The organism is Paenarthrobacter ilicis, from assembly GCF_016907545.1.
GTDB classification, from domain to species: Bacteria; Actinomycetota; Actinomycetes; order Actinomycetales; family Micrococcaceae; genus Arthrobacter; species Arthrobacter ilicis.
On record NZ_JAFBCD010000001.1, the window covers coordinates 1,945,998 to 1,972,438 of the forward strand.

Genomic DNA, 26,441 nt, shown 5'->3' on the forward strand with positions numbered 1-26,441 from the left:
CGCCATTCAAAGGAGAATAGCCATGCCAACCACGGCACAGCAGCCTGAAACACTGCGCAAGACCCCCGGGAAAGCGGCGTTTGCCTCCTTTCTAGGAAGCACGCTGGAATACTACGACTTTTTCATTTACGGTTCCGCCGCCGCGCTGGTGTTCGGGCCGCTCTTTTTCCCTTCCGAGGATTCTGCCGTCGGCTTGATCGGCGCCTTCGCCACCTTCGGAGTTGCGTACGTCGCCCGTCCTATCGGAGGCCTGGTGATGGGGCATTTCGGGGACAAACTCGGCAGGAAGAAAATCCTTCTCATCACCCTTGGAGTCATGGGGTTGTCGTCCCTTGGCATCGGGTTTCTGCCCGGATACGACCAAATCGGTGTTTGGGCCCCGGTCCTGCTGGTCATTGGCCGTCTGGCACAGGGCTTTTCCGCCGGCGCCGAGTCGGCGGGCGCTTCCACCCTGACGCTCGAACATTCGCCGGAGGGCAGGCGTGGCTTCTTCACGAGTTTTGTCATGACGGGCTACGCATCAGGGATGGTGCTCGCCACCTTGGTGTTCATACCCGTGGCTTCCTTGCCCACCGATGCGCTGATGAGCTGGGGCTGGCGTGTCCCGTTCTGGTTGTCCATTGTGGTGTTGGCCATTGCATATTGGGTCCGGACGCACCTGGACGAGACACCCGTCTTCGAGGAAGCCAAGGAGAACCAGGCCGTCGCCCCCCTGCCGTTGCGGGAGGTCCTTCGATTCCAGCTCGCGGATGTGGCGCGCGTAGTGGGCATGTCCGTCATGTCGGTGATGCAAACAATTTTCACTGTTTTCGGATTGTCCTACGCCACGGGTTCGGCAGGCTTTGACAAGGCGTCCATCCTCACGGTCAACGCTGTCGCCATTGGCCTGTCCATGTTCGTGATGCCCTTGACTGCAAAGCTCTCGGACAAGGTGGGGCGGCGACCACTGCTTCTCACGGCCGCCATAGGGTGTTCGGCAACGATTTTCGCCTACTTCACGGCCCTGTCCACTGGAAACATCGTCCTGGTGTTCATTGCTGCGTTCGTCAATATGACCTTGCTGTACTCCTGCTTTAACGGCATCTGGCCCGCGTATTTTGCGGAACTTTTTGCCGCTCCGGTCCGGTACTCCGGAATGGCGCTTGGCAACCAACTCGGTTTGGTGGTGGCAGGGTTTGCACCCTTGATCGCTGGCCTGCTGCTCGGCAAAGGCCAGGACGGTTGGATCCCGGTAGCGTGCTTTGCGGTGGTGTGCATGGCGATTGCCGGAGTGGCAGTGTGTTTCTCACGGGAGACGGCAAAAACCCCCATTGACGAACTCGGTGAACCGTACTGGCGCGGAGTTGCACTCAGGAAACCGTGACAGCTCCCTGCAGGGATTTGCTGACGAACTCCGCGCTCGGCTCGGCATATGCAGCAATGATCTGTTGAAACAGTCCGGCAGCCTCGGCTCCGGGCCAGTCCGCCGGAAGGAAGTCGGCGGGCAGTCCGGGGTCGAGGTACGGAATGATCCGCCATGTGTCGATACTCCTGACATACGTGGCGAAGGCAGCCGCGGAGGATTCCACCGGGGCGCTGGAGCCCGGGGTGACAGCGCGGCCATGCTCACGGATGAAGTCCCGGTGCAGCGTGGCCACATAACCCAGGTCCCACCAACCGCCCACCGCCTCCTGCAGGCTCCCACCTACCAGCGGGGCTTCCGTCACGAAAATCGTGGTCAAATCCCTGAGTTGCAGGTCAGCCAGGATCTCCTCAACTTCGGGACGCAGCGAGTCGGCGCAGATCCACAGACCAGCCGCCACTGTGCCGCACCCGATCCAGTGGAGCCTCCTGCGTAGCTGGTGCCGCTTCTCCCGTTCCGTTTCCGGGATGGAGAAAGAGATCAGGCACCACGGATCAGTGGGAGACATGTTGCGGGGGTTGTAGATCCTGCGGTCACCCCGCGCCAGCATGGAAGCAGCTCCTTCGGTGAGGATGAAACCTGCCACGCCCTCGCGTGCCTCCTGCTGTACAACGTCTTTCTTCCTCAGGCGGCCCAGGGCGGTTCGGGTGACAGTGCCGGACGTGCCCAGTGCCTCCATGAGGGCAACGATGTCCTTCGCGGACATCCACCCGCCGGCCTCCCGAAGATAGAGGCCAATGACAGTCCTCAGCAACGATGTTGTACTCCCGGGACGGGAGTCCATGTCGTCAAGAACGGCACTCACTATCGCCTCACAGCAGTTCAGACAACGCGTCGCGGATGGCTGACACCCCGAGTTCCACCTCGGCAAAACTGGTGCTCAGGGGAGAAAGGCCGATCCGCAGGCCATGCGGTGGCCTGAAGTCCGGGATGACGCCCTTTTCCCATAGCTTGGCGGTGACGTCCGCAAAAAGCGGATGATCCACCGTGATGTGGGAGCCGCGCTCAGCGGCGTCGCGCGGGCTGACGATCTCTGCCCCCAGCGGAACCAGGAGTTCTTCGCACAATGCGATCGCGTACTCCGTGAGTTTGATGGACTTCTCCCTGACAGCGTCCATGCCCACGGTGCCGATGAGCTCCACCATGTCCTTGATCGGCTGCATGGCCAGGACCGGGGGAGTGCCGGTGATGAAACGTCGGATTCCCACGGCGGGCCTGTAGGTCTCGGTCATCCCGAAGGGGTTCTCTGCGCCCATCCAACCCCAAATGGGCTGCTGCAGGCGTTCCTGCTGCGAGGCTTTGACATACGCGAACGCAGGTGAGCCGGGACCGCCGTTAAGGTACTTGTACGTGCAGCCGACAGCAAGGTCCACGCCCCATTCATCCAGCTTGGTGGGTACGGAGCCCGCGGAGTGGCAAAGATCCCACAACATCAGGGCGCCTGCTTCATGCACCTTTGCGGTGATTCCCTTGGCATCGGCCAGGAATCCGGACCGGTATGCCACATGGCTCAGGACCACCACGGCGGTTCGTTCTCCGAGCAGACCGTCGAGGTCCTCTGCACGGACCCCGCTGGTGGGATTCGCGGCGATCCACTTGATGGTGGCTCCGCGCTCCTTGGCAATCCCTTCAATGATGAACCTGTCAGTGGGGAAGTTGTCACGATCGATGATGATCTCATCGCGGCCCGGCTGCGAGTCAACGGCTGCCCGGATCATTTTGTAGAGCATCACCGAGGTGGAGTCACCAACAGTGACCTGCCCTGCAGCTGCGCCCAGCGTTACCTCGCCGATGAGGTCGCCAACCGCTGTGGGTTCATTCATCCATTGTTCGTCCCACCCGCGGATGAGTCGGCTGCCCCAGGCTTCCTCAACGAACTTTTGCAGGTTCGTCGCGGTGACCCTGAGCGGGCGGCCCAACGAGTTTCCATCGAGATAAGAGACCAGTTGATCGGACCCGGGTGCGTAGAAAGCGTCCCGGTGGGCAGCCAGCGGATCGGCTGCGTCCAGCTCGGCCGACGTTGGCCATTGTGTGTGCTGTGCGGTTGTCATGATTCCTCCTGCAGGTTCTGCAATGCGGGTCGGGTGGTTCAGTTGCCGATTTCGGTGCGAACGGCGTAGAGCTCTGGGAAGAAGGTGAGGTCCAGGGCCCGCTTCAGGAAGTCGACACCTGAAGAACCGCCCGTGCCCACCTTGAAGCCGATGGTCCTTTGGACGGTTCGAAGATGGCGGAAGCGCCATGCCTGGAAGTTGTCCTCTATATCCACCAGGTCCTCGCAGGCTTCGTAGAGGCCCCACTGGGTGTCATCGGATTCGTAGATCTCCTGAAAGATCGGCACAAGTTCGGGGTGGAATGTCCACGGCTCGCTGGTGTCCCTGCCAAGGATGTCGGCGGGGATCGTATAACCGGCCCGGGCCAGGACCGCCAGGAACGCGTCGTACAGGGTGGGCTCATCAAGGAGCGTGCTGAGCAGGGTATGGGCTTCCGGCTCGCTTTCGAACACCCGCAGCATTCCCCGATTCTTGTTTCCCAGAAGAAACTCCACCGCACGGTATTGGTAGGACTGGAACCCGGACGAACTTCCCAGGAAGCTGCGGAATTGCGCGTATTCCCTGGGCGTGAGTGTGCCCAGGACGGACCATTGCTCGGTCATGGTCCGTTGAATGGCCTTAACCCTGGCGATGCACTTCAGGGCCTTGCCCAGGTTGTCCGCATCGAAAAGCCGGCGTGCTTCCAACAGCTCATGCAACACCAGTTTGAGCCACAACTCGCTTGTCTGGTGCTGGATGATGAACAGCAGTTCGTCGTGATGTTCGGGTTTGCTCAAAGGGTGTTGGGAACTCAGCAGCTGGTCAAGGTCCAGGTATCCGCCATAGGACATGGCGTGCCGGAAATCGGTCCGGACGGAGTCTTCGAGGGGGCGGATGCTGTGGTTCGCATCGACTGCGGGCTTCTCCATGATCCGAGAATATCATTTGCATGACGAACGTCAAGAGATTGATACTTGAATCCAACCCGGCTCCTGCATTCTGTCCCGTAGGCTGATCCTCATCCGGTTGGGGAGGGGGTTCGGATTTGGAAGGCATCCGCAGCTCGGAGGACCTGGTCTCCGTCTACCTGGACGTCGACGGCGTGGTGAACCCCTTTGGCCCCTCGGGCGTAACCGACTGGGGCAGCACCTGGAAAATCGCCGATGCCGGCATCCTCGAAGTCGCATTCGCTCCCGAGGCAGTTGATGAGCTCAACAGCCTGGCCGGCCATCCCGCCGTCCGTTTTGTGTGGTTGACCACCTGGGAACGGATGGCGCCGCAGTACCTTTGCCCCGCCATCGGTTTGAAGGGGCAGGACTGGCCCGTCCTTTCAAGCCAGGGGTGGGATGAGGAGCCCGAGTGGTGGAAGCTCGTGGCGCTCCGGAAAGATCTTGCCGCCAGCGGAAGCAATCGGTTTGTGTGGCTGGACGATCAACTGGCCCACCAGACTGATGCGCAATCGTGGGCGGAGTACCAGCAAGACCGTGTGCTGTGTGTCTCACCCAATCCGTGCACCGGCCTCTCCCGCCGCGACTTGGCCGCCGTCAGGGCATTTTTGGGCTAAGCCCGGGGGTCGGTTCGTTTGTCCGCTCCGGACATGGCACGTAGGATTCTTAAGGTTTCAAGCCCGCCAAATTGAATGCCGCAAGTCGAGTCAGTTGAACATTCGCTGAACTATGCTGTGGATGGCAGGTATGGGGAAGAGAAACTGCTGAACGTCGACTCTGCAGATTGGGCAACAGGTGGATATCACCTTCATGGTCGCGCTGGTTATAGCGCTGGCCCTATTTTTTGACTTCACCAACGGATTCCACGACACAGCCAATGCGATGGCCACGCCCATTGCTACGGGGGCCATTAAGCCCAAGACTGCTGTTGCCTTGGCCGCCGTCCTCAACCTGGTGGGCGCGTTCCTTTCCACAGAGGTGGCCAAAACCATCTCCGGAGGCCTGATCCGGGAGGGGTCGGACGGAATCCACATCACCCCGGACATCATTTTCGCCGGATTGATGGGTGCTGTCCTGTGGAACATGATCACCTGGCTCAAGGGCCTGCCGTCGAGTTCCTCGCACGCCCTCTTCGGAGGTCTTATTGGCGCGGCGGTTGTGGGCATTGGGTTCCACTCCATCAACTTTGAAACCGTTCTGCAGAAGGTGATCCTTCCAGCAGTCTTCGCACCACTCATTGCCGGCTTTGTCGCATACATCTGTACTCGTCTGGCCTACGCCCTCACTGCGCGGCATGATCCCGAAACCGGGGACAAGCTGACGCAGAAGCGTGGCGGATTCCGTACCGGCCAGATTTTCACCTCCAGCCTCGTGGCACTGGCTCACGGCACCAACGATGCCCAGAAGACCATGGGCATCATCACCTTGGTCCTGATCGCAAGCGGCACCCAGGCCCCGGGCAGCGGTCCCCAGTTCTGGGTCATCACTGCCTGCGCGCTGGCCATCGCCATTGGCACCTACGCCGGCGGCTGGCGGATCATCCGCACCATGGGTTCAGGCCTCACCGAGGTCAAACCGGCACAGGGCTTCTCGGCCGAGACAAGCACGGCATCAGCCATTCTGGCCTCGTCCCACCTCGGGTTCGCGCTCTCCACCACGCAGGTGGCCTCGGGCTCCGTGATCGGTTCCGGCCTTGGACGCAAGGGCACCTCCGTCCGTTGGGGAACAGCCGGGAAGATCGCCTTGGGCTGGTTGTTCACCCTTCCCGCTTCCGCGATCGTCGGCGCGCTGACCGCGCTTCTGGTGGGGACCGGCGTCTTTGGTGTTGTTATTGCCGCGATAGCCGGCACGGGCGCAGTTCTGTTCATGTTCGTCATTTCCCGCAGGTCGCACGTGGGCCACCACAACGCTGTTGAAGTGGATGAGGCCGGACAAGCCGTGCGGTTCCCCAAGAAGAAGAAAAACCGAAAGACCTCACCGAGCGGAGATGCGCAGCGATGAAATGGTTGGAATTGCTGCAGGTAGCGGGAGTCACGCTCCTTTCCGCCGTTACCCTGGTGGTCCTCTACTCGCTGGGTGTCCGGTTGACGGCCATCGCCGGCGACGCCCGGCAAAAATCCCCCGGCATGGTGCGGTCCCTGGCCTACGTTTGCTTCGGCGTCTGTGGACTTGCCGTCCTGTTCGGCATCTATCTGATCGTTCCGTATTTCGGCAAGTAGGGAACACTCTGGCAGTCCCGGACGATCGGGAGAATAATCAGCAGTGTGGTTATGTCCATTAACCGCATGATGGTTGGCCGGCAGATGTGGGGCTTTCATGAAAAGCCAATCCCGGAGTCATGGCATCGGACTGGTGTTCGTTCCGGCCCTGATCGTGGCTCTTTCAGCCTGCCTCCCGCCATCCACTGACGGTCTCCGGCCGGACAACGCTGTTACATCGGACATCGTCCCGGTTGGTCCCGCCCAGCCAAACTCTCCCTCCGAACCAACTGCCGCCGCACCTGCCGGCCCGGCAGGGCCGGGCGCCCCGCAGGCTGGTGCGCCCGTGATCACGTGGGTACCGATTGGACCCGTTGGGCCGAACGACCCCACCTCCGGCCAGCGTTACTTACTGCTCCAGCAGTTGCAGTGCGAGGCGTTGGAACAAAGCGTGAAAGGCGCCGACGATTCCGCCGTGTGGTTGGCGGGGGCGGCGGTATGCCGGGCGTTGTTGAGCGGCAGCCGCCAGGACTGGGAGGTCGCTTCCTCGGCCGTGGCCTCCACTCCCCGGATTCCGCAAACGCAGTGTCTCGAATCGCGCGTCGCCCTCAGCGCGGCCGCTGCCGTAGCCCAGTACCGCAGCGCTCCGGAAGCCACCTTCAAGGTGGAGCCAGGTCAAGGTGAAGCCTGCCCGCGGCAATTGACGGGTCTCACCGTGGTGGACGAACAGCTCAAACCGGTGGGGGCCGGCGATCGCGCTTCGGGACCCCGAACGGGTGGAACCATCGTCCGGGTGGACGGATACTACGTGCGGGTGGGGGAGGTCCTCATTGACGGCGCTCCGGCCGACGTCGATTTTGTGGGGGACAGGAAAGACTATGGAACCGTCTACCTCCGCATGCCGCCAGCCAATGGACGGGACTCCTTGCGCCTGTCCATCACTGACACCGTGGACGTGACCGGGACGGTTGCATTCTTCTACGACGACGCCCCACCACTTCCTGCCCCCACCGGTTCGGACCAACCCGGCAGCACGCCAGCGGGCACATCCCCCGCAGGAACGCCCTCAGCCACTCCGTCGACGGGTACCGCGCCCACCGGAGGGTCTACGACGCCGGCCACCCCGTGACCAGCGCCCAGGACACGGCGGAGGACAAACCTGCCAACGCGCGCTGGCAACGTGCGCGTGAGATTCTGTCCGTCATCGGACCGCCGCTGACCATAGCCACCGCGCTGCTGGTCTACTTCGGGTGGGCAAGGACCGACGCCCAAGCGAAGGCCATGGGCCTGGATGTCAGCCTCTTCGGATACACGGTGCAGGACTTCATGCTGCGGAGCATCCAGCCTCTCTTCCAGCCGCTGGCGTGGTTGGCAGTGGCCTGCCTGTTGTGGCTGCTTCTGGATCGCTGGATTGTGCGGCTCCTCAGTGACCGGAAAGTCATCACGCCCATCCATCGGACGGCGCTGGTGGTGATGGTTTTGGGGTTTGCCGGTGCTGCAGTTCAATGGGCGATTGTGGCAGCCAACCCCGGCCAAACCGTCCTTTACGCACCCTTCGTCATCGCCACCAGCCTCTTGGTGGGCGCTTGGGCATTGAAGGTGCGCCGCCGCGCGGCGATCGCCCGGGGCCGGCCGCCGTCGGGCACCTCCAACGCGCTTGAGGCGTCATTGATCTTGGTCCTGGTGACCCTGCTGCTGTTCTGGGGTACATCCGACTATGCCCAGGCGCTCGGGCGTGGGGCAGCCCTGGATTACCAGCTGCGTTCCGCTGGGCTTCCTACCGCAGTTGTTTACAGCAAGGAGCGTTTGGCGATTACTGCACCGAATGTCCAGGAGGAGTCGGCAGGAACCGAAGCGGCGCCCCTGTTCAGGTACAAGGGACTGCGGTTGCTGGTGGTCAGCGGCGGCAGGATCTTCCTGTTGAACGACGGCTGGACCCTGGCCCACGGCAAGGTAGTGGTGCTGCCGGATAACGGAAGTGTCCGCGTTGAGTATGGGAACGCATCCGGGAACTGACTAGTCTGGGGGCATGCCCCTCTTCCAGTATTACGTTGCGGCCACCATCGACGGCTTTATCGCTTCAGCGGAGGATGACCTCGGATGGCTGCTGCAGTTTGACGCAGTGGAGGGGGTCAACGAAGGGATCGAGACCTTCATGGCCGGCGTCGGCTGCATCGTGATGGGTGGCGGGACGTACAGGTGGCTCAGGGAGCACGAGCCGGACACCTGGCCATACCCCGGGACGCCCTGCTGGGTTTTCACCCACCGCCAGGAGGCAGCTCCGGCGGGAGCCACCATTACTTTTGTCCACGGTGAACCGCAGTCCTTTGCGGCGGACCTTGTGGCAAGCGCCGGTGGACGCAATGTATGGCTTGTTGGCGGCGGGGACCTCGTCGCGCAGTTCGCAAGCGCCGGACTGCTCCACGAGATGATTGTCACCATCGCGCCCGTGGTGTTGGGTTCCGGGAAACGGCTCCTGCCGTTGGAAGGCCCGACGCCGCCACTTGAGTTGGTCTCATCCCGCACCGTCGGCGGTGCCATGGTTGAACTTCAGTACAGGTTCACCAACCGGCCAGGTGGGGACCCGCAGGCCTAGTGCCGGTTGTCCCTGATCATGTTGGTGATCCTGGCAGTGGAGAGCCGCCTGCCCTTCTCGTCCCGGATCACGATTTCGTGGGTGGTCAGCGTACCGCCCAAATGGATGGCTGTGCAGGTACCGGTCACCAGCCCGCCTGCTACGGACCTGTGATGGGTGGCGCCCACCTCGATGCCCACGGCGTGCCGGCCCCGACCTGCATGCATGGAGGCCGCGAAGGAGCCCAAAGTTTCAGCAAGGACCACGTGTGCGCCGCCGTGCAGGATGCCCGCCACCTGGGTGTTGCCTTCCACGGGCATGGTAGCCACCATGTGCTCGGCGCTCATTTCCGTGAAGCGGATGCCGAGTTTCACCACCAGCGCACCCACGCCGTGGGCCGAGAGCCAATCGTGGAACTCTTCAGGAACTCCTGCCTCGGTGAGTTCATCGACATAGGGGTTCGGCGTGAAATTGTCCTTCATGCCAACTAGGCTGGCACCTGTGAGTGAAACAACCAAACCGGACCATGTTCCAACGGCCCAGGCTGCAGCAATTGCTACAGCGCCCGCCCCTGCCGCAGCTGCCTCGGGGGAGGATCGGCCCAGGCTGCTGGTTCTTGACGGCCACTCCATGGCGTTCCGGGCTTTCTACGCTCTTCCTGCGGAGAACTTCTCCACGGCCAGGGGCCAGTACACCAACGCGGTCCACGGATTCACCTCCATGTTGATCAACCTGATCAAGGACCAGAAGCCCACCCACGTTGCGGTGGCCTTTGACGTCTCGGATGACACCACGTTCCGCAAGGCGGAGTACAGCGAGTACAAGGGCGGGCGCAACGCCACGCCCGCCGAGTTTGCCGGCCAGATCCGGTTGATTGCCCAAGTGATGGAAGCCTGGGGCATCCGCACCATCGAAATGCCAGGCTATGAGGCCGATGACGTCCTGGCCACCCTGGCAGCACAAGGGGATGCAGCCGGTTTTGAGGTTCTTCTGGTGTCCGGTGACCGGGACTCCTTCCAGCTGATCAACGACAACGTCTTTGTGCTCTACCCCAAACAGGGGGTCAGCAACATCCCCAAGCTCGATGCTGCGGCCATCGAGGAAAAATACTTCGTCAAGCCCGGTTTGTATTCCGACCTCGCCGCTTTGGTGGGCGAGTCTGCGGACAACCTTCCCGGAGTGCCGGGAGTTGGACCCAAAACTGCCGCCAAATGGATCAATCTCTACGGCGGCCTCGAAGGCATCCTGGAGAACCTGGATTCCATCGGAGGCAAGGTGGGCGGAGCCCTCAAGGAAAACATTGAGAACGTCAAGAGGAACCGGCGCCTCAACCGACTCCTGACCGATCTTGAGCTGCCCGTCACCCTGGAAGACCTGCACCAGCCCAGGCCGGACCGCCAAGCCATCGAGGAGCTCTTCGAAGAGCTTGAGTTCCGCACGTTGCGCACCCGTCTTTTTGACCTTTACGGTGATGACACAGCAGGCGCTGCTCCGGACACCATTGACGCCCCGGAGTTTGCCGTGCTCACCGGCGCCACGGACCTTGGCGCTTTCCTTGCCGGGGGCGCCGGCATGCGCTCGGCCTTGGCCGTTCAACTGGTTCCGGGCCGCGTTGGGGACGACGCCAGTGCCGTGGCAATTGTCCGGGCCAACGGCGCAGCTTTTGTACCCTTGGCGGAGCTCGACGAAAAAGCCGAGGGAGTACTGGCGGCGTGGCTGCAGGACCCCGAGGAAGCCAAAGTGCTTCACGAGTTCAAGTCCGCACTGAAGGCACTCCACAACCGTGGGCTGGGCCTGGAGGGAGTTGTTGATGACACGTCGATCTCCGGATACCTGATCCAGCCGGACCGCCGCAGTTACGATCTCGCCGAACTTGCACAGGTCCACTTGAAGATTTCCCTTGCTGCCGCAGCTGCCGCATCCGGCCAGTTGGAATTGGATCTCACCGGTGGTGCGGACCACGCCGCTGCAACAGCACTGGTGCAGCACGCTGCCGTGGTGCATGCCCTCAGTAAGCACTTTGAGACGGAACTGGCCGACCGCAAGGCCGATGCCCTCCTCACCACCTTGGAACTTCCGGTGGCCCGTGTTCTGGCGCAGATGGAACTCACGGGCATTTTTGTTTCCACTGACCGCATGAATGAACAACTCGCGGACCTCACCAAGGTGATCGACAACGCACAGGAGCAGGCTTTTGCGGCGATTGGCCATGAGGTCAACCTCGGCTCGCCCAAGCAGTTGCAAACGGTGTTGTTCGAAGAACTGGGCCTTCCCAAAACCAAGAAGATCAAGTCCGGCTACACAACGGACGCTGCTTCCCTGAAGGGCCTGTTGGAAAAAACCGGCCACGAATTCCTGGTGCAGCTGATGGCACACCGCGAGTCTTCCAAGCTTGCGCAAATGGTGGAAACGCTCAAGAAGTCGGTGGCCGAGGACGGCCGCATCCACACCACTTACGCGCAGAACATCGCCGCCACGGGACGAATCTCTTCCAACAACCCCAACCTGCAGAACATCCCGGTCCGCAGTGAGGAAGGACGGCGGGTCCGCGGAATCTTCGTTGTCAGCGAGGGGTACGAGTGCTTGCTGTCTGCTGACTACTCCCAGATCGAGATGCGCATCATGGCGCACCTTTCCGGCGACGAAGCTCTCATTCAGGCATACCGCGATGGTGAGGACCTTCACCGCTTTGTGGGTTCGCGGATCTTCAACGTGGAACCCGCAGAGGTCACCAGCGCCATGCGCTCCAAGGTCAAGGCCATGTCCTACGGTCTCGCCTACGGGTTGACATCCTTTGGCCTGTCCAAGCAGTTGGAGATTTCCGTGGACGAGGCCCGCACGCTGATGAAGGAGTACTTCGATCGCTTTGGCGGCGTACGGGACTACCTGCGGGGGGTCGTGGACCAAGCCCGGACAGACGGTTACACCGCCACCATCGAAGGCCGCCGTCGCTACCTTCCTGACCTCACCAGCACCAACCGGCAAGCCCGCGAGGCTGCTGAGCGCATTGCCTTGAACTCACCCATCCAGGGTTCTGCGGCGGACCTCATCAAGCGCGCCATGTTGGGTGTCTCCGCTGAGCTTGTCAGCCAGGGCCTAAAGTCCCGCATGCTGCTCCAGGTCCATGACGAACTGGTCCTCGAAGTTGCCCCAGGTGAGCGGGCCGCGGTGGAGAAACTGGTGGTCGAGCAAATGGGATCTGCTGCGGACCTCTCGGTTCCCCTGGATGTCCAGATCGGTGTGGGCTCCAGCTGGTACGAAGCCGGACACTAGGACCGACCCCCGCTTCGGGACACGATCCTTCGGGGCGCGCCGCCGTGATGGTGGCGTGCCCCCATCCGTCTGGTTAGGCTCGGAGGCGTGGCTGATTCCCAGGAAGCAAGTGAAGCAATCGTCGAGAAGTACTCCGTCCATCGGTTCGGAGCTGTAGCTGAGCGGAATTCCGCGGACTACGATCGGTGCTCCACGTGGTTGCAAGCCGTCTCGCACGGTTTCCACCAGCAGCGCCGTGAGGACGAGTACGTGGCTGCCACGCTCGCCGCCTACACGGCTGACAGGCGGGAACTGACTGGCGTTTACGTCAACGGCACGACGCCGGAAAACGCTCTTGGTGCCGACGTTCCTGTGGGTACTTATGCAACCATGCGCAAGAATCTGAACATCGGATTCGGTCGCCAACTCGAAACGAACCTGGTTACTGCGGTCACCGTGAGGGGAACGCACCGCCGCCATGGAATCCTTCGTGGGATGATCACGGCGGATCTGGCCGGGGCCAAGGACGACGGCTTGGCGATGGCCGCGTTGACGGCATCCGAAGGCTCCATCTACGGACGATTCGGTTTCGGCGTGGCCACGTTTGAGCGCAGCATCAAAGTGGACACCGGACCAAGGTTCCGCATCAGGGGTACGTCGGTGGGAACCGTGGAAGTCGCTGATCCCAAGGTTCTCCTGACGGTGGCTCCGGCTGTTTTCCAGAAGGTCCAGGCCAACGCTCCCGGTTCCGTTGACCGGCAGGAGTACTACCGCCTGGTGGCGTCCGGCTCCATCGGCCAAGACGGCAAGCCGGACCCCGCAGTCAGGAGCGCGCTGCACTACGACGCCGCCGGACAGGTGGACGGGTACGTTTCCTACCGGTTCAAAGGCTGGGACCACAAGCCCTACACCATGGAGATCGTGGACATGGTGGCCGCCACCCACGGCGGCTACCTGGACCTGTGGCGTTTCCTGGGCAGCATCGACCTCATTGATGAGGTCACGTGGGAAGAGGCTCCCGTGGATGACCCGTTGCCTTGGGCGCTGGAAGACCCCCGGTGCATTGATTCCTCGGATGTGAGGGACATGTTGTGGTTGCGGATATTGGACACGAAAACTGCCCTGGAGGCCAGGAAGTACGCTGCGTCTGACACCCTCACCGTGGAGCTCACTGATCCGCTGGGCTTGGCAGGGGGTACTTTCGTGCTGGAATCCAAAGGCGACGGGACCGCCGTCGTGAATGACGCACCAGGCGGGGCACCGGACCTCACCATGGACATCGCCGATCTTGGGTCCATTTATCTCGGCGCCGTCTCGCCGGTAACCTTGGCCGCGGCGGGCCGCATCGCCGAGAACACTCCGGGCAGCGCCTTCCGTGCCCACCAGCTGTTCGCCGTCGAACGGCCAGCGCACTGCCTGACACACTTCTAGGCAACAAACGAACTGACCACAATCACATAGCAACAACAAGACGGGGACATCCATGGGGGATTCCAAGCGGCGGCTTCTGACCCGCCGGCGATCAGTGCTGCTTGGAATGGCGGGCCTGGCTTCCGTGGCCCTGGCCGGCTGCGCCAACGAAGGCGGGCCCGGTCCTTCCGGCGCTGCACCCATTGGCCCTTCCGGCCCGGCAGCAACTGGGCCGGCACCAACCGGGCCCGCCACTCCGCCGCCGTCCATTGCAGCAAAGTCGGCTGAGCAGGCGGAGGCCGCACTCAGGCCGGTGGCGCCCCGGCCCCCGGCTGTCCCGGGAAAGCAGCAGATCCTGGACGAGTTCGCGGGGCGCTTTCCCAGGGAATGGGGTCTTCATGTCACCGGTGTGGTGAACACGTCCGGGTCGTCCAAAGCTGCCCTGACCTTCGATGCCTGCGGGGGTCCCGGTGGCAGCGGGTGCGATCATAAGCTGCTGCAGACCCTGCGGAAGCTGCACGTTCCGGCTACCTTGTTCATCAACAGCCGCTGGATTGCGGCCAATCCCTTGCTTGCCGGGGAGCTGGCGGCGGATCCTCTGTTCGAGTTGGCAAACCATGGAACAGCGCATCTGCCCTTGTCCGTCTCAGGCCGGGCCGCTTATGGAATCGCCGGGACCGCCAACGCTGCCGCTGCCTACGAGGAACTCATGGGAAACCAGCGGGTGATGGAGGAGCTCCAAGGTAAAGCGCCCCGGTACTTCAGGCCCGGCACCGCTTTCTATGATGAGCTTGCGGCGTCGATGACCCATCGTGTGGGCCTGGTGCCGGTGAACTTCTCGATCAACGGTGACGGCGGAGCCACGTTCGCCCCGGCACTCGTGGCCGCCGAAGTGGGCAGGGTGCATGGCGGAGACATTGTGATCTCGCATTTCAACAAGCCGTCCTCAGGCACCGCGGAAGGATACGCCCGCGTCCTCCCGAAGCTGCTGGATGCCGGAGTGGGCTTCGGGCGGCTCAGCGACGTACTGCCCGCTTAGCACGGCTTTTGACCCTGCTTTGTCAATACGACTAGAATAAACGGGCGTGTACTACGTGCATGCGTCCATTTGTACCAATCCACAAATCAGGATGACCCGGCATCAGCCGTGTTCTGCTTCCCGGACCCGGGCGGCAGCGGTTGGCCTGACCGACTAACTATCCACAACGGAGCCCCTACTACATGACCATCACCTCCACCGAGAAGCCCGGTACCCCCGTAGTCGCCATTAACGACATCGGTACCGCTGAGGACTTCCTCGCAGCTGTCGACGCCACCATCAAGTACTTCAACGACGGTGACCTCGTCGAAGGTACCGTCGTCAAGGTTGACCGCGACGAAGTTCTGCTCGACATCGGTTACAAGACCGAAGGTGTCATCCCTTCCCGCGAGCTTTCCATCAAGCACGATGTTGATCCCGGCGACGTTGTCGCTGTTGGCGATCAGGTCGAAGCTTTGGTTCTCACCAAGGAAGACAAAGAAGGCCGTCTGATCCTCTCCAAGAAGCGTGCTCAGTACGAGCGTGCCTGGGGCGACATCGAGAAGGTCAAGGAAGAAGACGGTGTCGTTACCGGTACCGTCATCGAGGTTGTCAAGGGTGGCCTCATCCTGGACATCGGCCTGCGTGGCTTCCTGCCCGCATCCCTCGTCGAGATGCGTCGTGTACGCGACCTCGCTCCGTACATCGGTCAGCAGATCGAAGCCAAGATCATCGAGCTGGACAAGAACCGCAACAACGTTGTGCTGTCCCGCCGTGCATGGCTCGAGCAGACCCAGTCCGAGGTTCGCTCCACGTTCCTCAACAAGCTGGAAAAGGGCCAGGTTCGTCCCGGCGTCGTTTCCTCCATCGTCAACTTCGGTGCATTCGTGGACCTTGGCGGCGTAGACGGCCTCGTCCACGTTTCCGAGCTGTCCTGGAAGCACATCGACCACCCGTCCGAGGTTGTCGAAGTTGGCCAGGAAGTCACCGTCGAGGTTCTCGAAGTGGATCTGGACCGCGAGCGTGTTTCCCTGTCGCTCAAGGCTACGCAGGAAGATCCGTGGCAGACCTTCGCCCGCACCCACGCCCTCGGCCAGGTTGTTCCGGGTAAGGTCACCAAGCTGGTTCCGTTCGGTGCGTTCGTTCGCGTCGAAGACGGCATCGAAGGCCTCGTGCACATCTCCGAACTGGCTGTCCGCCACGTGGAGTTGGCAGAGCAGGTTGTCTCCGTTGGCGACGAACTGTTCGTCAAGGTCATCGACATCGACCTCGAGCGTCGCCGCATCTCCCTCTCCCTCAAGCAGGCCAACGAGGGCGTGGACGCTGACAGCACCGAGTTCGATCCCGCTCTGTACGGCATGGCCGCTGAGTACGACGAAGAGGGCAACTACAAGTACCCCGAGGGCTTCGACCCCGAGTCGAACGAATGGCTCGAGGGCTACGAGAACCAGCGTGCAGCTTGGGAGCAGCAGTACGCTGACGCCCAGACCCGCTGGGAAGCCCACAAGAAGCAGGTTGCCCAGCACGCTGCCGACGACGCTGCAGCTGCAACGTCCGGTGAGAGCGATTCCGGCACCACCAGCTACTCCTCGGAGCCGGCTGCTGCTGAGTCGAACACCGGCGGCGGTACCTTGGCGTCCGACGAAGCTCTTGCTGCACTGCGCGAGAAGCTCACCGGCAACTAATTCAGTCCTCCCGCACGGGAAGCGCTGAATAGCCAAAAAAGGACCCCTGCCATCGGGCAGGGGTCCTTTTTGCTTTCCTTTCGGAAAGAGCGCTCAATGAGGCCTGTCAATGTGAGGCGAATCAATCCACTCGGTACCTTCGGGCCGCAGCACCAAGGACCCGGCAGTGAGTGAGGCGAGGCGGGCTGCCGTTTCAGCGATATCAGCCGCGTGGTCGGCCACTGCCAGCCTCAGCACGGTATGCGTGGACCCATAGGAAGTTTGCCCCATGGGGTAGCCTGAGCCACGCAGTTCGTTCTCCAGGCGTCCGGCATCGGCGTGTGGCACATCGATGGCGCACAACCGCAGCCTCGCTCGGCGCACCAGGGTAGCGGTCTCCATTGCCGAGGAAATCGATTCGGAGTAGGCGCGGACCAGCCCGCCGGCACCCAGCAGGACTCCACCGAAGTACCGGACGACGACGGCACTCACGTCACTCAGGTCGGTCACCGCGGGTGCCGTCTCACGTTTGAGGAGAGCTTCGAGCATGGGGATCCCCGCCGTGCCCGAAGGCTCCCCGTCATCGTTGGATCGTTGTATGGACCGGTCCGGACCTATCACAAAGGCCGAACAATGATGCCGGGCGTCATGGAACTCCCGCCGCAGCCCTGCTACCAATGCCCGGGCGGATTCTTCGTCCGGGGAGCGCCGCAGGACGGTGATGAACCGCGAGCGGCGTATTTCCAGTTCGTGGCGCACATCCGGCCCCGCCGCGAGCGTGGTGTACGACGTGGCACGGCTCTGGTCCTCGATTTCCACCGCTTCAGTTTAGTGTTGAGGGGTGTTGAAGATCGGACTGACAGGCGGCATCGCCTCAGGGAAATCACTGGCTGCAGCGAGGCTCCAGGAGTTGGGCGCGCTCCTTGTGGACTCCGACGTCCTTGCGCGGCAGGTAGTTGAGCCCGGGACTCCGGGGCTGGAGAGCGTCGTGCAAGCCTTTGGCGGCGGTGTTCTGCAGCCCAATGGGCAGCTGGACCGGCCCAAGCTGGGCGCGATTGTCTTTCAGGAGCCTTCCAAACGAGCAGTCCTCAACAGCATCATCCACCCTTTGGTGCGGGAGGCTGCCGGAGCCATCATGGCCAAGGCAGGTCCCGGCGACATCGTGGTGCAGGACATTCCACTTCTGGTTGAGACAGGGCAGGGGGACAACTTCCACTTGGTCCTTGTGGTGGACGCGCCCGATGACGTGCGCGTCCGTCGGATGGTGGAATTGCGCGGTATGACAGCGGAGGATGCCCGCTCCCGCATGGCTGCGCAGGCTGCACGGTCCGATCGCATGGCAGCTGCCGACGTCGTGCTGTTCAATACAGGTTCCAAGGACGACCTCCTGGACACTATCGATGACCTTTGGCGGCAGCGTCTGCAGCCATTTGCCCTGAACCTGAGGGACGGCATCCGGGCCGACCGGGGTGCGGGCGTCGTCCTTTGCCCGGCCCGGCCGGAATGGGCGCAGCAAGCCGATCGTCTGGCTTCCCGCATCCTGGCAGCAGTGGGAGGCGATGGGCTGGCCGTGGATCATATTGGTTCCACGGCCGTGCCTGGCTTGGCGTCCAAAGACGTCCTGGACCTCCAGCTGGTGGTTGCCGATATGACGGTGGCCGACCGTATCGCTCCGCTGCTTTCCGCAGCGGGTTTCCCTGCCGTAGCCGGCGTCCTTCAAGATACGCCAAAGCCATCCCATCCGGATACCGGGCAGTGGCAGAAGCGATTCCATGCGAACGCAGATCCGGGCAGGGCAGTGAACCTGCACGTCAGGTCTGTCGGTTCCCCCGGTTGGCGCTTTGCACTGCAGTTCCGCGATTGGCTCCGCGCAGAACCAGGCGCTGTGTTGCTCTACGAGGCGCACAAGCAGGAGCTCGCACAGTTATACGCAGATGATACGGACGCCACCGCCTACGCCGAAGCCAAGGAACCTTGGTTTACCAACGTTGCGTGGCCGCTCGTGGAGGAGTGGGCCGCGCGCAGCGGTTGGCAGCCGCCGTCGTACTCCACTTCCGCTGATGGCAAATCCGGACGTTAATTGTCAGTGCGCGGGGGTAGATTGGACGCATGAGCCTTGCCCAGGAAATCAACCGTGTTGTTGCTCCTTTCGAAGTAGTCAGTGAATACAAACCTGCCGGTGACCAGCCCACGGCCATCGCTGAGCTAACGCAGCGCATCAACAACGGTGAGAAGGACGTTGTCCTCCTGGGTGCCACCGGTACGGGTAAGAGTGCCACCACGGCCTGGCTGATTGAGCAGGTGCAGCGGCCCACGCTGGTGATGGTGCAGAACAAGACACTGGCGGCGCAGCTGGCCAACGAGTTCAGGGAACTCCTGCCCAACAACGCCGTGGAGTACTTCGTCTCCTACTACGACTACTACCAGCCTGAAGCCTACGTGGCGCAGACGGACACCTTCATTGAGAAGGACTCGTCCGTCAACGAGGAAGTCGAACGACTCCGCCACTCGGCCACCAACGCACTCCTGACCCGGCGTGACGTCATTGTGGTGGCCACGGTGTCCTGCATCTACGGCCTGGGAACTCCGGAAGAATACATCGCGGGCATGGTGACCCTCCGCAAGGGCGCAGAAATGAACCGCGACCATCTGCTCCGGAAATTCGTCTCCATGCAGTACGCCCGCAATGACATGGACTTCCACCGTGGAACCTTCCGCGTCCGGGGAGACACCGTGGAGATCATTCCCATGTATGAAGAGCTCGCCATCAGGATCGAGTTCTTCGGCGATGAGATCGAGAACATCCAGACGCTGCACCCCCTCACAGGCGAAGTGCTCCGGGACGAAGAAGAGATGTACGTCTTCCCGGCCTCCCACTATGTCGCTGGTCCCGAGCGGATGTCACGTGCCATCAAGCGCATTGAGGACGAACTCGCGGACCGTTTGAAAGTCCTGGAAAGCCAGAACAAACTGGTGGAAGCGCAGAGGCTCCGCATGAGGACAACCTACGATCTCGAAATGATGCAGCAGATGGGCTTCTGCAACGGCATTGAGAACTATTCCGTACACATCGACGGCAGGGAGCCGGGGACGGCGCCGCACTGCCTGATCGACTACTTCCCGGACGATTTCCTGCTGGTGGTTGACGAATCCCACGTCACCATTCCGCAGATCGGTGCCATGTACGAGGGCGACATGTCCCGCAAGCGCAACCTTGTGGACTTCGGCTTCCGCCTTCCCTCGGCAATGGATAACCGCCCCTTGAAGTGGGACGAGTTCCTGCAGCGCATTGGGCAGACTGTCTACCTCTCGGCCACCCCGGGTAAGTACGAACTCGGCAAGGCTGACGGTTACGTCCAGCAGATCATCCGTCCTACAGGGTTGATCGACCCCGAAGTGGTCGTGAAGCCCACAAAGGGCCAGATTGACGATCTCCTGGGTGAGATCAAGGTTCGGACAGCCAAGGACGAGCGCGTCCTGGTGACCACCCTGACCAAGAGGATGGCCGAGGACCTCACCGATTACCTGGTGGGCCACGGCGTGAAAGTGGAGTACCTGCACTCTGACGTCGACACCCTCCGCCGTGTTGAACTGCTTCGGGAACTCCGCATGGGTGTCTTTGATGTCCTGGTGGGTATCAACCTGCTCCGTGAGGGCCTGGACCTTCCGGAAGTATCCCTGGTGAGCATCCTGGACGCAGACAAGGAAGGATTCCTGCGTTCCTCCACGTCCTTGATCCAGACCATCGGACGCGCCGCCCGTAACGTTTCGGGCGAGGTCCACATGTACGCCGACCGGATCACCGACTCCATGGCCCACGCCATTGATGAGACCAACAGGCGCCGTGCCATCCAGGTGAAGTACAACACCGATCACGGCATTGACCCGCAGCCGTTGCGCAAGAAGATCGCCGACATCACGGACCAATTGGCCAAGGAAGACGCCGACACCCAGGAGCTGCTGAGCAACAACAGGCTGGCTAAGGGTGGCAAGCGGGGCAAGGGCACAGCGAAGGGCTCGGCTACCGTCCGCCAGGATGGCTTGGCCGCAGCGCCTGCCGAGGACCTTGTGGGACTGATCGAACAGTTGACCGAGCAGATGCACGGTGCGGCTGCAGAACTTCAGTTCGAGGTCGCTGCCCGCATCCGTGATGAAGTCAAGGAGTTGAAGCGGGAATTGCGGCAGATGCAAACCGCCGGTCACGCCTAGGGTAGGATCTGATGTACGTAGGGGAGTATCCCAAGCGCTAAGTCCGTCAGCACGCAAGGCATAGTTGCCTCGCCGGGCCTAGCGGGACGCCATGTCAGAGCATCAACGCTCCAGGTGTCCGGAGAGACTTACACCGCATTCACGTACCCTGCGAAAGGCCCTTTAATGGAGCTCCCTGTCTGGTTTGAGGTCGGCTCGTTCGTCGTCCTCGGAATCATTTTGCTGATCGACCTGTTGTTGGTCGTCAAGCGCCCCCACGAACCTTCCATGAAGGAGGCCGGCCTGTGGGTCGCCTTCTACGTGGCATTGGCGATGGTATTCGCCGGAGCCATGTTCTACTTCACCGGACCGGAGTACGGAAGCCAGTTCGTAGCCGGCTGGGTCACTGAGTACAGCCTCAGTATCGACAACCTCTTCGTCTTCATCATCATCATGGCCCGCTTCTCGGTACCCCGTAAGTACCAGCAGGAAGTGCTGATGGTGGGAATCATCATCGCGCTGGTCCTTCGTGGCATCTTCATTGCGCTGGGTGCTGTGGTCATCGAGCAATTCAGCTGGGTGTTCTACATCTTCGGCGCCTTCCTGCTCTGGACTGCCTGGAAGCAGGCCAAGGATTCCGGCGAGGATGAGGAAGAGGGCGCAGAGAACCCGCTGATCGCCCGCCTCCGCAAGGTCCTGCCGATGTCCGAGAAGTTCGACGGCGGCAAGTTGCGCACCACGGTTGACGGCAAGAAGGTCTTCACCCCCATGGTGATCGTCTTTGTCACCATCGGTCTGACTGACCTGCTGTTCGCGGTGGACTCCATTCCTGCGATCTTCGGCCTGACACAGAGTGCCTTCATTGTGTTCACCGCCAATATCTTTGCCCTGATGGGTCTCCGGCAGCTGTACTTCCTGCTGGGTGGCCTGATGACGCGCCTTGTTTACCTGAAGCACGCCCTCTCCGTCATCCTTGCGTTCATCGGCGTCAAGTTGGTCCTTCATGCCATGCACGTCAACGAGCTCCCGTTCATCAACGGTGGAAAGCACATCGAGTGGGCTCCTGAGATCCCCACGTACGTTTCTCTTGCAGTCATCGTAGGAACCATCATCGTGGCTGTTGTCGCCAGCCTGCTCAGCCCCGCTGCCCGCAAGGCACACATGGATTCACGGCTTGAAGAAGACGCACGCAAGAGCATGAGCGACGCCGACTAACAACCCGCAAAAGTTGTAGTCTCTCTACGTGGCTACCACTTCAACAACGGCGCTGAACCCTCAACGGGTTCAGCGCCGTACTGTTTTCCTGCTCAGTGCCGCACAGTTGCTCAGTGGAATAGGAAATGGTGCCTCCCTGTCCATAGGCTCCCTTCTGGCCGTTGACCTGTCCGGATCGGAAGCCTGGGCAGGAGCCGTCACCACGGTGCTCACCCTGGCCGCAGCGATCGCGGCACTGCCCCTTGCGCGGCTGGCAGAGGCACGGGGACGCCGGGTGGGTCTGGTCACCGGTTTGCTTGCCGCCATGGCAGGGGCTTTCCTCATCATCTGCTCCGTGACGAGCCAATCATTCCTTCTGCTGCTGCTGGGCGCCGCGTGCCTGGGTCTGGGCACCGCCGCGAACCTCCAGGCGAGGTTCGCCGCCGTCGACCTCGCGGAGCCCCGGTACCGCGGACGGTCCCTGTCCACCGTGGTCTGGTCCATCACCGTAGGCGCGGTGGCGGGCCCCAACCTGATTCAGCCCGGCGCAGCAGTCGGCGAAGTACTGGGACTGCCGGCCATTGCCGGGCCCTTTGTTTTCTCCGCTGCGGGTCTCTTCCTGGCAGCAACGTTGCTGTTCGCCGGCTTGCGGCCGGACCCTCTGATTCTCTCCCGCCGGCTGGCTGCCGTGGGAGAGGGCCGCACGGGACCCCTGCAGCCAGCCGGGGGAACCATCCGTTCCGGCCTGCGCTCCATTCGCTCGTCGCCGCTGGCGATGATGGCCCTGGCAGCCGTTGTAGCCGCCCACGCCGTGATGGTGGCAGTCATGTCCATGACCCCCCTTCACCTCCAGCAGTTGGTGGCAGGATCCCACGTAGGCCATCACGGTTCCACCTCGGAGAGCACCGATGCGCTGGTGGTGATCGGGCTGACCATCTCGCTGCATATTGCAGGGATGTACGCGCTCTCGCCGGTGTGGGGTTGGTTGACGGACAAAGCCGGGAGACTGCAGACCATTGCTGCGGGTCATGCCTTGCTGTTGATAGCTGTCTTCATTGCCGGTTTCGGATCCCACGAGCCGTGGCTCGTCACTACAGGGTTGGTGGTTCTTGGCCTCGGCTGGTCAGGAGCAACCATCGCCGGATCCACGCTGTTGGCAGAGAGCGTCCCCGAGGACCAACGTGTCACTGTCCAGGGGGTTTCAGACACCTTGATGAGTGGTGCCGGTGCCGTCGGGGGCGCCACGTCCGGACTGTTTCTGGCGTGGATCGGTTACCACGGACTCAACCTGGCGGGCGCCATGGTGGCCGCGGCGGTCATTGCCGTCACGGCTATGACCATCTTCAAGGCTGGATCCAGGGCAGCAGTTGGTTCGGACTAGCGGGCCGAACGCACCAGGCCGAGGAGGCGGACAAAGATGCCCTCCCCGTCCTCGCCGATGCCGTCGTGGTGGAAGTCGGAGGTGACCCAGGGCTGGAGCCCGCGCACAGCCGCGGCTGTTTCCAAGGAGAGGTCGCGGTCAACGTAGATGTCGTTTTCGTACACGGCGGCCGCGACAGGCACCGTGTTGGATGCCAGCTGCGGGATGTCGTACAGGGGTGTCCAGTCCGTTTTGGCCGCCAACAATCCCGCGACGTCCTTGAAGGGGACCAAAGAAGGGTCCTGGTCGAAGTACCACGGGTAGACCATCTCGCCGGTCAGGAGGGGAGCTTCGGCGCCCGGCAGGAATTCCGGGTAATCCTGGAGCACCCGCCAGGCCGACCAGTCCGTGGCCCCAGCCTGACCATAAATGGATTCATGCAGAACTGCGTACAGGGGATTGGCGGCGCGGCTCACAAGTGCCCGGACTTGCTCCAGGAACCCCTCGGACAGCCGCGGCCCGGATGCAGTGTCAACAAATGCATCCTCCAGCAGGTAGTGCAATGCATCCACCCTGGCGTTACCGCCCAGGAAGGAGCCCACCATCTGGAAGCGTTCCGGCGTCAGTGCCTCCCCACTGGCAAGGTATTCCGGCTGGTGCTCCAGATGCCGGATGATCTGTGTGACCTTGTCGCGGTCCTCGGGGTACCAGCCGAAGTACTCAGTGTTGCGCGCAGCCACCCGACGAAACGTGGCCTGGTAAACCCGGTCGGCAGGTCCTTGGAGCGGTGCCAGCCCACCCGTAATCAGGACTTCACGCAGACCCCCGGGGGCGAATGACAGATAGGTGAGGGCGCAGAAGCCGCCAAAACTCTGACCCAACACGGACCAGGGACCCGAGCCCAGTTCACGACGGATGTGCTCGGCGTCGGCAACAATCGAATCGGCCCGGAAATGGGTGAGGTAGTCGGCTTGGGCAGCAACGTCACCACGGCCCTCAAGGGTCTGCTTCTCCACGGGGCTTGAAAGACCGGTTCCCCGCTGATCAAGCATCAAGATGCGGAACTCCTTGGCTGCGGCCTTCATCCATCCTGAGAGTGACGTGACGCGGTTTCCCCGTCCTCCTGGACCGCCCTGGAGGAACAGCAACCAGGGAAGCCGCGCCGCAGCCTCGGCAGTGTGCTCAGTGGAGGAATACTCACGGGCGAAGACAGTGATGGTCTCCGCTGCACGGTCGCCTGCCGCGGCGAGGCCGTGATCCAACGGAACCGTAAAGTAGTGCTCCGCTGTGCGCAGGCCCCTGAATTCATGGCGTGCTCGGATGCTGTGAGTGTGGGTATTCTGCTCCGGATCAACCACGGGCAAGGGCCTCACCGGAAAGCGGGGCCTGATCCGAAGCTCCGGCGCCGAAGGATTTCAGGGCATCGCCCGTCAATCGGAAGGTTGACCATTCCTCCATGGAATATGCGCCGAGGTTTTTGTAGAACTTAATGGAGGGCTCGTTCCAGTTGAGCACGCTCCATTCCACACGGGCATAACCACGCTCGACGGCGGTAGTTGCCAAGTATTGCAACAGCGCCTTGCCGTGGCCCTCGCCACGGGCATCCGGGACCACGTAAAGGTCCTCCAAGTAGATTCCATGGACGCCCTCCCACGTTGAATAGTTCAAAAACCACAAGGCGAAGCCCTGAACCGTTCCGGCAGCATTCTCTGCGATGGTGGCATAGACGCGGGGGTTCTCGCCGAAGAGCACTTCGGTGAGCATTTCCGGAGTATTTTTGACGGCGTCCGGTTCTTTCTCGTAGATCGCAAGATCGTGGATCATACGCAGAACTGCGGGGACGTCTTCGGCGGTGGCTGGGCGGATTACACTCATGCCTCCGAGCATACTAGGGGAGCCGTGCCCGTTACTGCCAGGACAACGCCGATGATCCATAGCGGACCGGTGGCTGTGCGTAGTGCAGCGGAGCGTCGTTCACAAGCAGTGGCGGCCCCACGAATCCGAGTTTGCCGTAGGTACTCCGCGTCTCCAGGCAATCCGGCGCTGCCAGGGCTTCCCGGCGGGCGTTGGAAGATGCCGGGGGCAGCCTGAATAGTTCCTCTGCCGTCCGCGCCAAGGAGAGCAGAACCGCACCGCCGGCCCCCGTTGAAAGGCGCTCGGTCAAAAGCGCCAGGATGCCGGCGGCGAGTCCGTATCCTGTGGCATGATCCAGGGCTTGGACCGGGAGCACGCCCGGCATCCAGTCTGAATCACCCTCACGCCCGTACCGGTGGGCGATTCCCGATGCCGCTTGCACCAGGCTGTCGAAGCCCCGGCGCCTACTCCAGGGGCCCGCGGCGCCCCATGCAGTGAGGACCCCCACAATGAGGCCCGGCCTGGCGGCCAGCAGTGCCTCCGAGCCCAGGCCAAAACGGTCCAGGCCCCCATTGCGGTATCCGGTGATGACCACGTCAGCTGTCTGGAGGAGGCTGCTGACGGCGGTGCGAACACCGGCGTCTCCAAGATCTGCAACAGCGCTTCGTTTATCGAACCCCGAGTCGATGAAGGCGTCGGGCAACTCGGGAAGTCCAGGAGGGTCAATCCGCAGGACATCCGCGCCCAACGCGCCCAGGAGGCGTGTTGCGGTAGGGCCGGCGATGACGCGGGTAAAGTCCAGTACCCGGAGTCCGGTCAGGGGCCGGGCTGGGTCCTTGGATGGACGCCATGGAGAACCGCTGACCGTGGTCGCCGGGCCGGGCGCCGTGAAGGAAATCCACGGACCTGACGCGGCTGCGGCGTGCATCTCCGTTTCCACCCACTCATCCCGGGCCCGGACGGCTGCAGCCACGCCGCCCGTTGCTGCAATGGCGTCTTCCGCTTCACGGGACGTCAGGTGCAGCAGGGCTCGTTCCACCCCGTCCGCGTCGGTGGCAGACAGTGCCTCCAACAGGCGTGCAGCATGGTGTGGATAGTTGGCGTGAAGGCGGATAAGCCCATCGGAGGTTCTCCGGAACCCCGATAGGGGCGCAAAGCCTTCGGGCGTCCTGCCGTCGATCCTGAGGTGCATCAGGGAATTGAAAGCAGCTGCAGTGCCGGCCGAAGTCACCGAATACTCCGCGGTTCCCCCGGTCAGGGCAGTCAGCGCTGTTGCCGCTGCCCGGACCGAACCGAGCGCAAGACCTTCCACATCCAGATTTCCATCCCACCATCGACGAGTCCCCCTG

23 protein-coding genes are annotated in these 26,441 nt (G+C 62.2%); 15 read left to right on the forward strand and 8 right to left on the reverse strand.

Annotation, left to right across the window (positions count from 1 at the left end; all coding sequences use genetic code 11):
• Positions 1-22 precede the first annotated feature (22 nt).
• Entirely contained in the window at positions 23-1,363 is a 1,341-nt protein-coding gene (locus JOE60_RS08865) for an MFS transporter (RefSeq protein WP_167266787.1), read from the forward strand.
• Here the strand turns inward: JOE60_RS08865 and JOE60_RS08870 are convergent.
• The 3 genes from JOE60_RS08870 to kynA are packed head-to-tail and all read right to left on the reverse strand — an operon-like array spanning position 1,350 to position 4,361.
• On the reverse strand, positions 1,350-2,207 hold the full coding sequence (locus JOE60_RS08870; protein WP_204814893.1) for a PaaX family transcriptional regulator: 858 nt from the start codon (positions 2,205-2,207) through the stop codon (positions 1,350-1,352). The two genes, JOE60_RS08865 and JOE60_RS08870, sit on opposite strands and share 14 nt — an antisense overlap.
• Positions 2,208-2,214: 7 nt before the next feature.
• The gene (gene kynU, locus JOE60_RS08875) at positions 2,215-3,453 is read right to left on the reverse strand and encodes a kynureninase (protein WP_167266785.1); all 1,239 of its coding nucleotides are present in this window, start codon (positions 3,451-3,453) and stop codon (positions 2,215-2,217) included.
• A 38-nt stretch (positions 3,454-3,491) separates the two neighbouring features.
• Positions 3,492-4,361 carry a tryptophan 2,3-dioxygenase gene (gene kynA, locus JOE60_RS08880; protein ID WP_167266783.1) on the reverse strand — a complete coding sequence of 290 codons (870 nt, stop codon included), beginning with the start codon at positions 4,359-4,361 and terminating at the stop codon, positions 3,492-3,494.
• Positions 4,362-4,477: 116 nt separating this feature from the next.
• On the opposite strand from kynA, the gene JOE60_RS08885 reads away from it, so the two are divergent.
• From JOE60_RS08885 to JOE60_RS08910, 6 genes are all read left to right on the forward strand, one after another.
• Complete coding sequence (locus JOE60_RS08885; RefSeq protein WP_239528844.1) at positions 4,478-4,996, forward strand: HAD domain-containing protein; 519 nt, start codon at positions 4,478-4,480, stop codon at positions 4,994-4,996.
• Positions 4,997-5,174: 178 nt separating this feature from the next.
• On the forward strand, positions 5,175-6,380 hold the full coding sequence (locus tag JOE60_RS08890) for an inorganic phosphate transporter (RefSeq protein WP_167266781.1): 1,206 nt from the start codon (positions 5,175-5,177) through the stop codon (positions 6,378-6,380).
• A complete protein-coding gene (locus JOE60_RS08895) occupies positions 6,377-6,598 on the forward strand; it encodes a hypothetical protein (protein WP_167266779.1) in 222 nt (73 codons plus the stop codon). Before JOE60_RS08890 ends, JOE60_RS08895 begins: the two co-directional genes overlap by 4 nt.
• 97 nt (positions 6,599-6,695) lie before the next feature.
• Positions 6,696-7,706: a hypothetical protein gene (locus JOE60_RS08900; RefSeq protein WP_167266777.1), complete on the forward strand. Its 1,011-nt coding sequence runs from the start codon at positions 6,696-6,698 to the stop codon at positions 7,704-7,706.
• A complete protein-coding gene (locus tag JOE60_RS08905; RefSeq protein WP_338112566.1) occupies positions 7,703-8,593 on the forward strand; it encodes a hypothetical protein in 891 nt (296 codons plus the stop codon). The genes JOE60_RS08900 and JOE60_RS08905 overlap by 4 nt, the downstream gene beginning before the upstream one ends.
• A gap of 13 nt (positions 8,594-8,606) precedes the next feature.
• Positions 8,607-9,173, forward strand: coding sequence for a dihydrofolate reductase family protein (locus JOE60_RS08910; RefSeq protein ID WP_167266775.1), 567 nt, complete (start codon positions 8,607-8,609; stop codon positions 9,171-9,173).
• Here JOE60_RS08910 and JOE60_RS08915 read toward each other — a convergent pair.
• The gene (locus tag JOE60_RS08915) at positions 9,170-9,634 is read right to left on the reverse strand and encodes a hotdog fold thioesterase (RefSeq protein ID WP_167266773.1); all 465 of its coding nucleotides are present in this window, start codon (positions 9,632-9,634) and stop codon (positions 9,170-9,172) included. The genes JOE60_RS08910 and JOE60_RS08915 overlap by 4 nt on opposite strands.
• A 148-nt stretch (positions 9,635-9,782) precedes the next feature.
• Between JOE60_RS08915 and polA the strand changes: the two genes are divergently transcribed.
• The 4 genes from polA to rpsA all read left to right on the forward strand — a co-directional run bounded on the left by polA (position 9,783) and on the right by rpsA (position 16,517).
• On the forward strand, positions 9,783-12,425 hold the full coding sequence (gene polA, locus JOE60_RS08920) for a DNA polymerase I (protein WP_239529027.1): 2,643 nt from the start codon (positions 9,783-9,785) through the stop codon (positions 12,423-12,425).
• 87 nt (positions 12,426-12,512) lie between these two features.
• Positions 12,513-13,835, forward strand: coding sequence for a GNAT family N-acetyltransferase (locus JOE60_RS08925; protein ID WP_314323608.1), 1,323 nt, complete (start codon positions 12,513-12,515; stop codon positions 13,833-13,835).
• Positions 13,836-13,887: 52 nt separating this feature from the next.
• A complete protein-coding gene (locus tag JOE60_RS08930; protein ID WP_167266768.1) occupies positions 13,888-14,853 on the forward strand; it encodes a polysaccharide deacetylase family protein in 966 nt (321 codons plus the stop codon).
• 182 nt (positions 14,854-15,035) lie between these two features.
• Positions 15,036-16,517, forward strand: a complete 1,482-nt coding sequence (gene rpsA, locus JOE60_RS08935) for a 30S ribosomal protein S1 (RefSeq protein ID WP_167266766.1) — start codon at positions 15,036-15,038, stop codon at positions 16,515-16,517.
• 93 nt (positions 16,518-16,610) lie between these two features.
• Here rpsA and JOE60_RS08940 read toward each other — a convergent pair whose 3' ends face one another.
• Positions 16,611-17,315, reverse strand: coding sequence for an IMPACT family protein (locus JOE60_RS08940; RefSeq protein ID WP_167266764.1), 705 nt, complete (start codon positions 17,313-17,315; stop codon positions 16,611-16,613).
• Positions 17,316-17,337: 22 nt separating this feature from the next.
• Here JOE60_RS08940 and coaE point away from each other — a divergent pair, with 22 nt between their 5' ends.
• The 4 genes from coaE to JOE60_RS08960 all read left to right on the forward strand — a co-directional run bounded on the left by coaE (position 17,338) and on the right by JOE60_RS08960 (position 23,259).
• Entirely contained in the window at positions 17,338-18,576 is a 1,239-nt protein-coding gene (gene coaE, locus JOE60_RS08945; protein WP_167266762.1) for a dephospho-CoA kinase, read from the forward strand.
• Positions 18,577-18,605: 29 nt separating this feature from the next.
• Positions 18,606-20,705, forward strand: a complete 2,100-nt coding sequence (uvrB, locus tag JOE60_RS08950) for an excinuclease ABC subunit UvrB (RefSeq protein WP_167266760.1) — start codon at positions 18,606-18,608, stop codon at positions 20,703-20,705.
• A gap of 165 nt (positions 20,706-20,870) precedes the next feature.
• The gene (locus tag JOE60_RS08955) at positions 20,871-21,899 is read left to right on the forward strand and encodes a TerC family protein (protein WP_167266758.1); all 1,029 of its coding nucleotides are present in this window, start codon (positions 20,871-20,873) and stop codon (positions 21,897-21,899) included.
• Positions 21,900-21,927: 28 nt separating this feature from the next.
• Positions 21,928-23,259 carry an MFS transporter gene (locus JOE60_RS08960; RefSeq protein ID WP_167266756.1) on the forward strand — a complete coding sequence of 444 codons (1,332 nt, stop codon included), beginning with the start codon at positions 21,928-21,930 and terminating at the stop codon, positions 23,257-23,259.
• Here JOE60_RS08960 and JOE60_RS08965 read toward each other — a convergent pair.
• From JOE60_RS08965 to JOE60_RS08975, 3 genes are read right to left on the reverse strand one after another with little or no spacing between them, the layout of a single operon-like run.
• Positions 23,256-24,596, reverse strand: coding sequence for an alpha/beta fold hydrolase (locus JOE60_RS08965; protein WP_336109306.1), 1,341 nt, complete (start codon positions 24,594-24,596; stop codon positions 23,256-23,258). The two genes, JOE60_RS08960 and JOE60_RS08965, sit on opposite strands and share 4 nt — an antisense overlap.
• Positions 24,589-25,113 carry a GNAT family N-acetyltransferase gene (locus JOE60_RS08970; RefSeq protein ID WP_167266745.1) on the reverse strand — a complete coding sequence of 175 codons (525 nt, stop codon included), beginning with the start codon at positions 25,111-25,113 and terminating at the stop codon, positions 24,589-24,591. The genes JOE60_RS08965 and JOE60_RS08970 overlap by 8 nt, the downstream gene beginning before the upstream one ends.
• 31 nt (positions 25,114-25,144) lie before the next feature.
• Positions 25,145-26,404, reverse strand: a complete 1,260-nt coding sequence (locus tag JOE60_RS08975; RefSeq protein WP_338112565.1) for a CoA transferase — start codon at positions 26,402-26,404, stop codon at positions 25,145-25,147.
• Between the last annotated feature and the right edge of the window lie 37 nt (positions 26,405-26,441).

What these genes read in the sequence shown, in the direction of transcription:
- JOE60_RS08930 (WP_167266768.1), top strand. Translation starts at nt 13,888, where the DNA reads ATGGGGGATTCCAAGCGGCGGCTTCTGACCCGCCGGCGATCAGTGCTG.
- JOE60_RS08865 (WP_167266787.1), top strand. Translation starts at nt 23, where the DNA reads ATGCCAACCACGGCACAGCAGCCTGAAACACTGCGCAAGACCCCCGGG.
- JOE60_RS08970 (WP_167266745.1), bottom strand. Translation starts at nt 25,113, where the DNA reads ATGAGTGTAATCCGCCCAGCCACCGCCGAAGACGTCCCCGCAGTTCTG.
- JOE60_RS08910 (WP_167266775.1), top strand. Translation starts at nt 8,607, where the DNA reads ATGCCCCTCTTCCAGTATTACGTTGCGGCCACCATCGACGGCTTTATC.
- JOE60_RS08900 (WP_167266777.1), top strand. Translation starts at nt 6,696, where the DNA reads ATGAAAAGCCAATCCCGGAGTCATGGCATCGGACTGGTGTTCGTTCCG.
- JOE60_RS08955 (WP_167266758.1), top strand. Translation starts at nt 20,871, where the DNA reads ATGGAGCTCCCTGTCTGGTTTGAGGTCGGCTCGTTCGTCGTCCTCGGA.
- uvrB (WP_167266760.1), top strand. Translation starts at nt 18,606, where the DNA reads ATGAGCCTTGCCCAGGAAATCAACCGTGTTGTTGCTCCTTTCGAAGTA.
- polA (WP_239529027.1), top strand. Translation starts at nt 9,783, where the DNA reads ATGGCGTTCCGGGCTTTCTACGCTCTTCCTGCGGAGAACTTCTCCACG.
- rpsA (WP_167266766.1), top strand. Translation starts at nt 15,036, where the DNA reads ATGACCATCACCTCCACCGAGAAGCCCGGTACCCCCGTAGTCGCCATT.
- kynA (WP_167266783.1), bottom strand. Translation starts at nt 4,361, where the DNA reads ATGGAGAAGCCCGCAGTCGATGCGAACCACAGCATCCGCCCCCTCGAA.
- JOE60_RS08895 (WP_167266779.1), top strand. Translation starts at nt 6,377, where the DNA reads ATGAAATGGTTGGAATTGCTGCAGGTAGCGGGAGTCACGCTCCTTTCC.
- JOE60_RS08915 (WP_167266773.1), bottom strand. Translation starts at nt 9,634, where the DNA reads ATGAAGGACAATTTCACGCCGAACCCCTATGTCGATGAACTCACCGAG.
- kynU (WP_167266785.1), bottom strand. Translation starts at nt 3,453, where the DNA reads ATGACAACCGCACAGCACACACAATGGCCAACGTCGGCCGAGCTGGAC.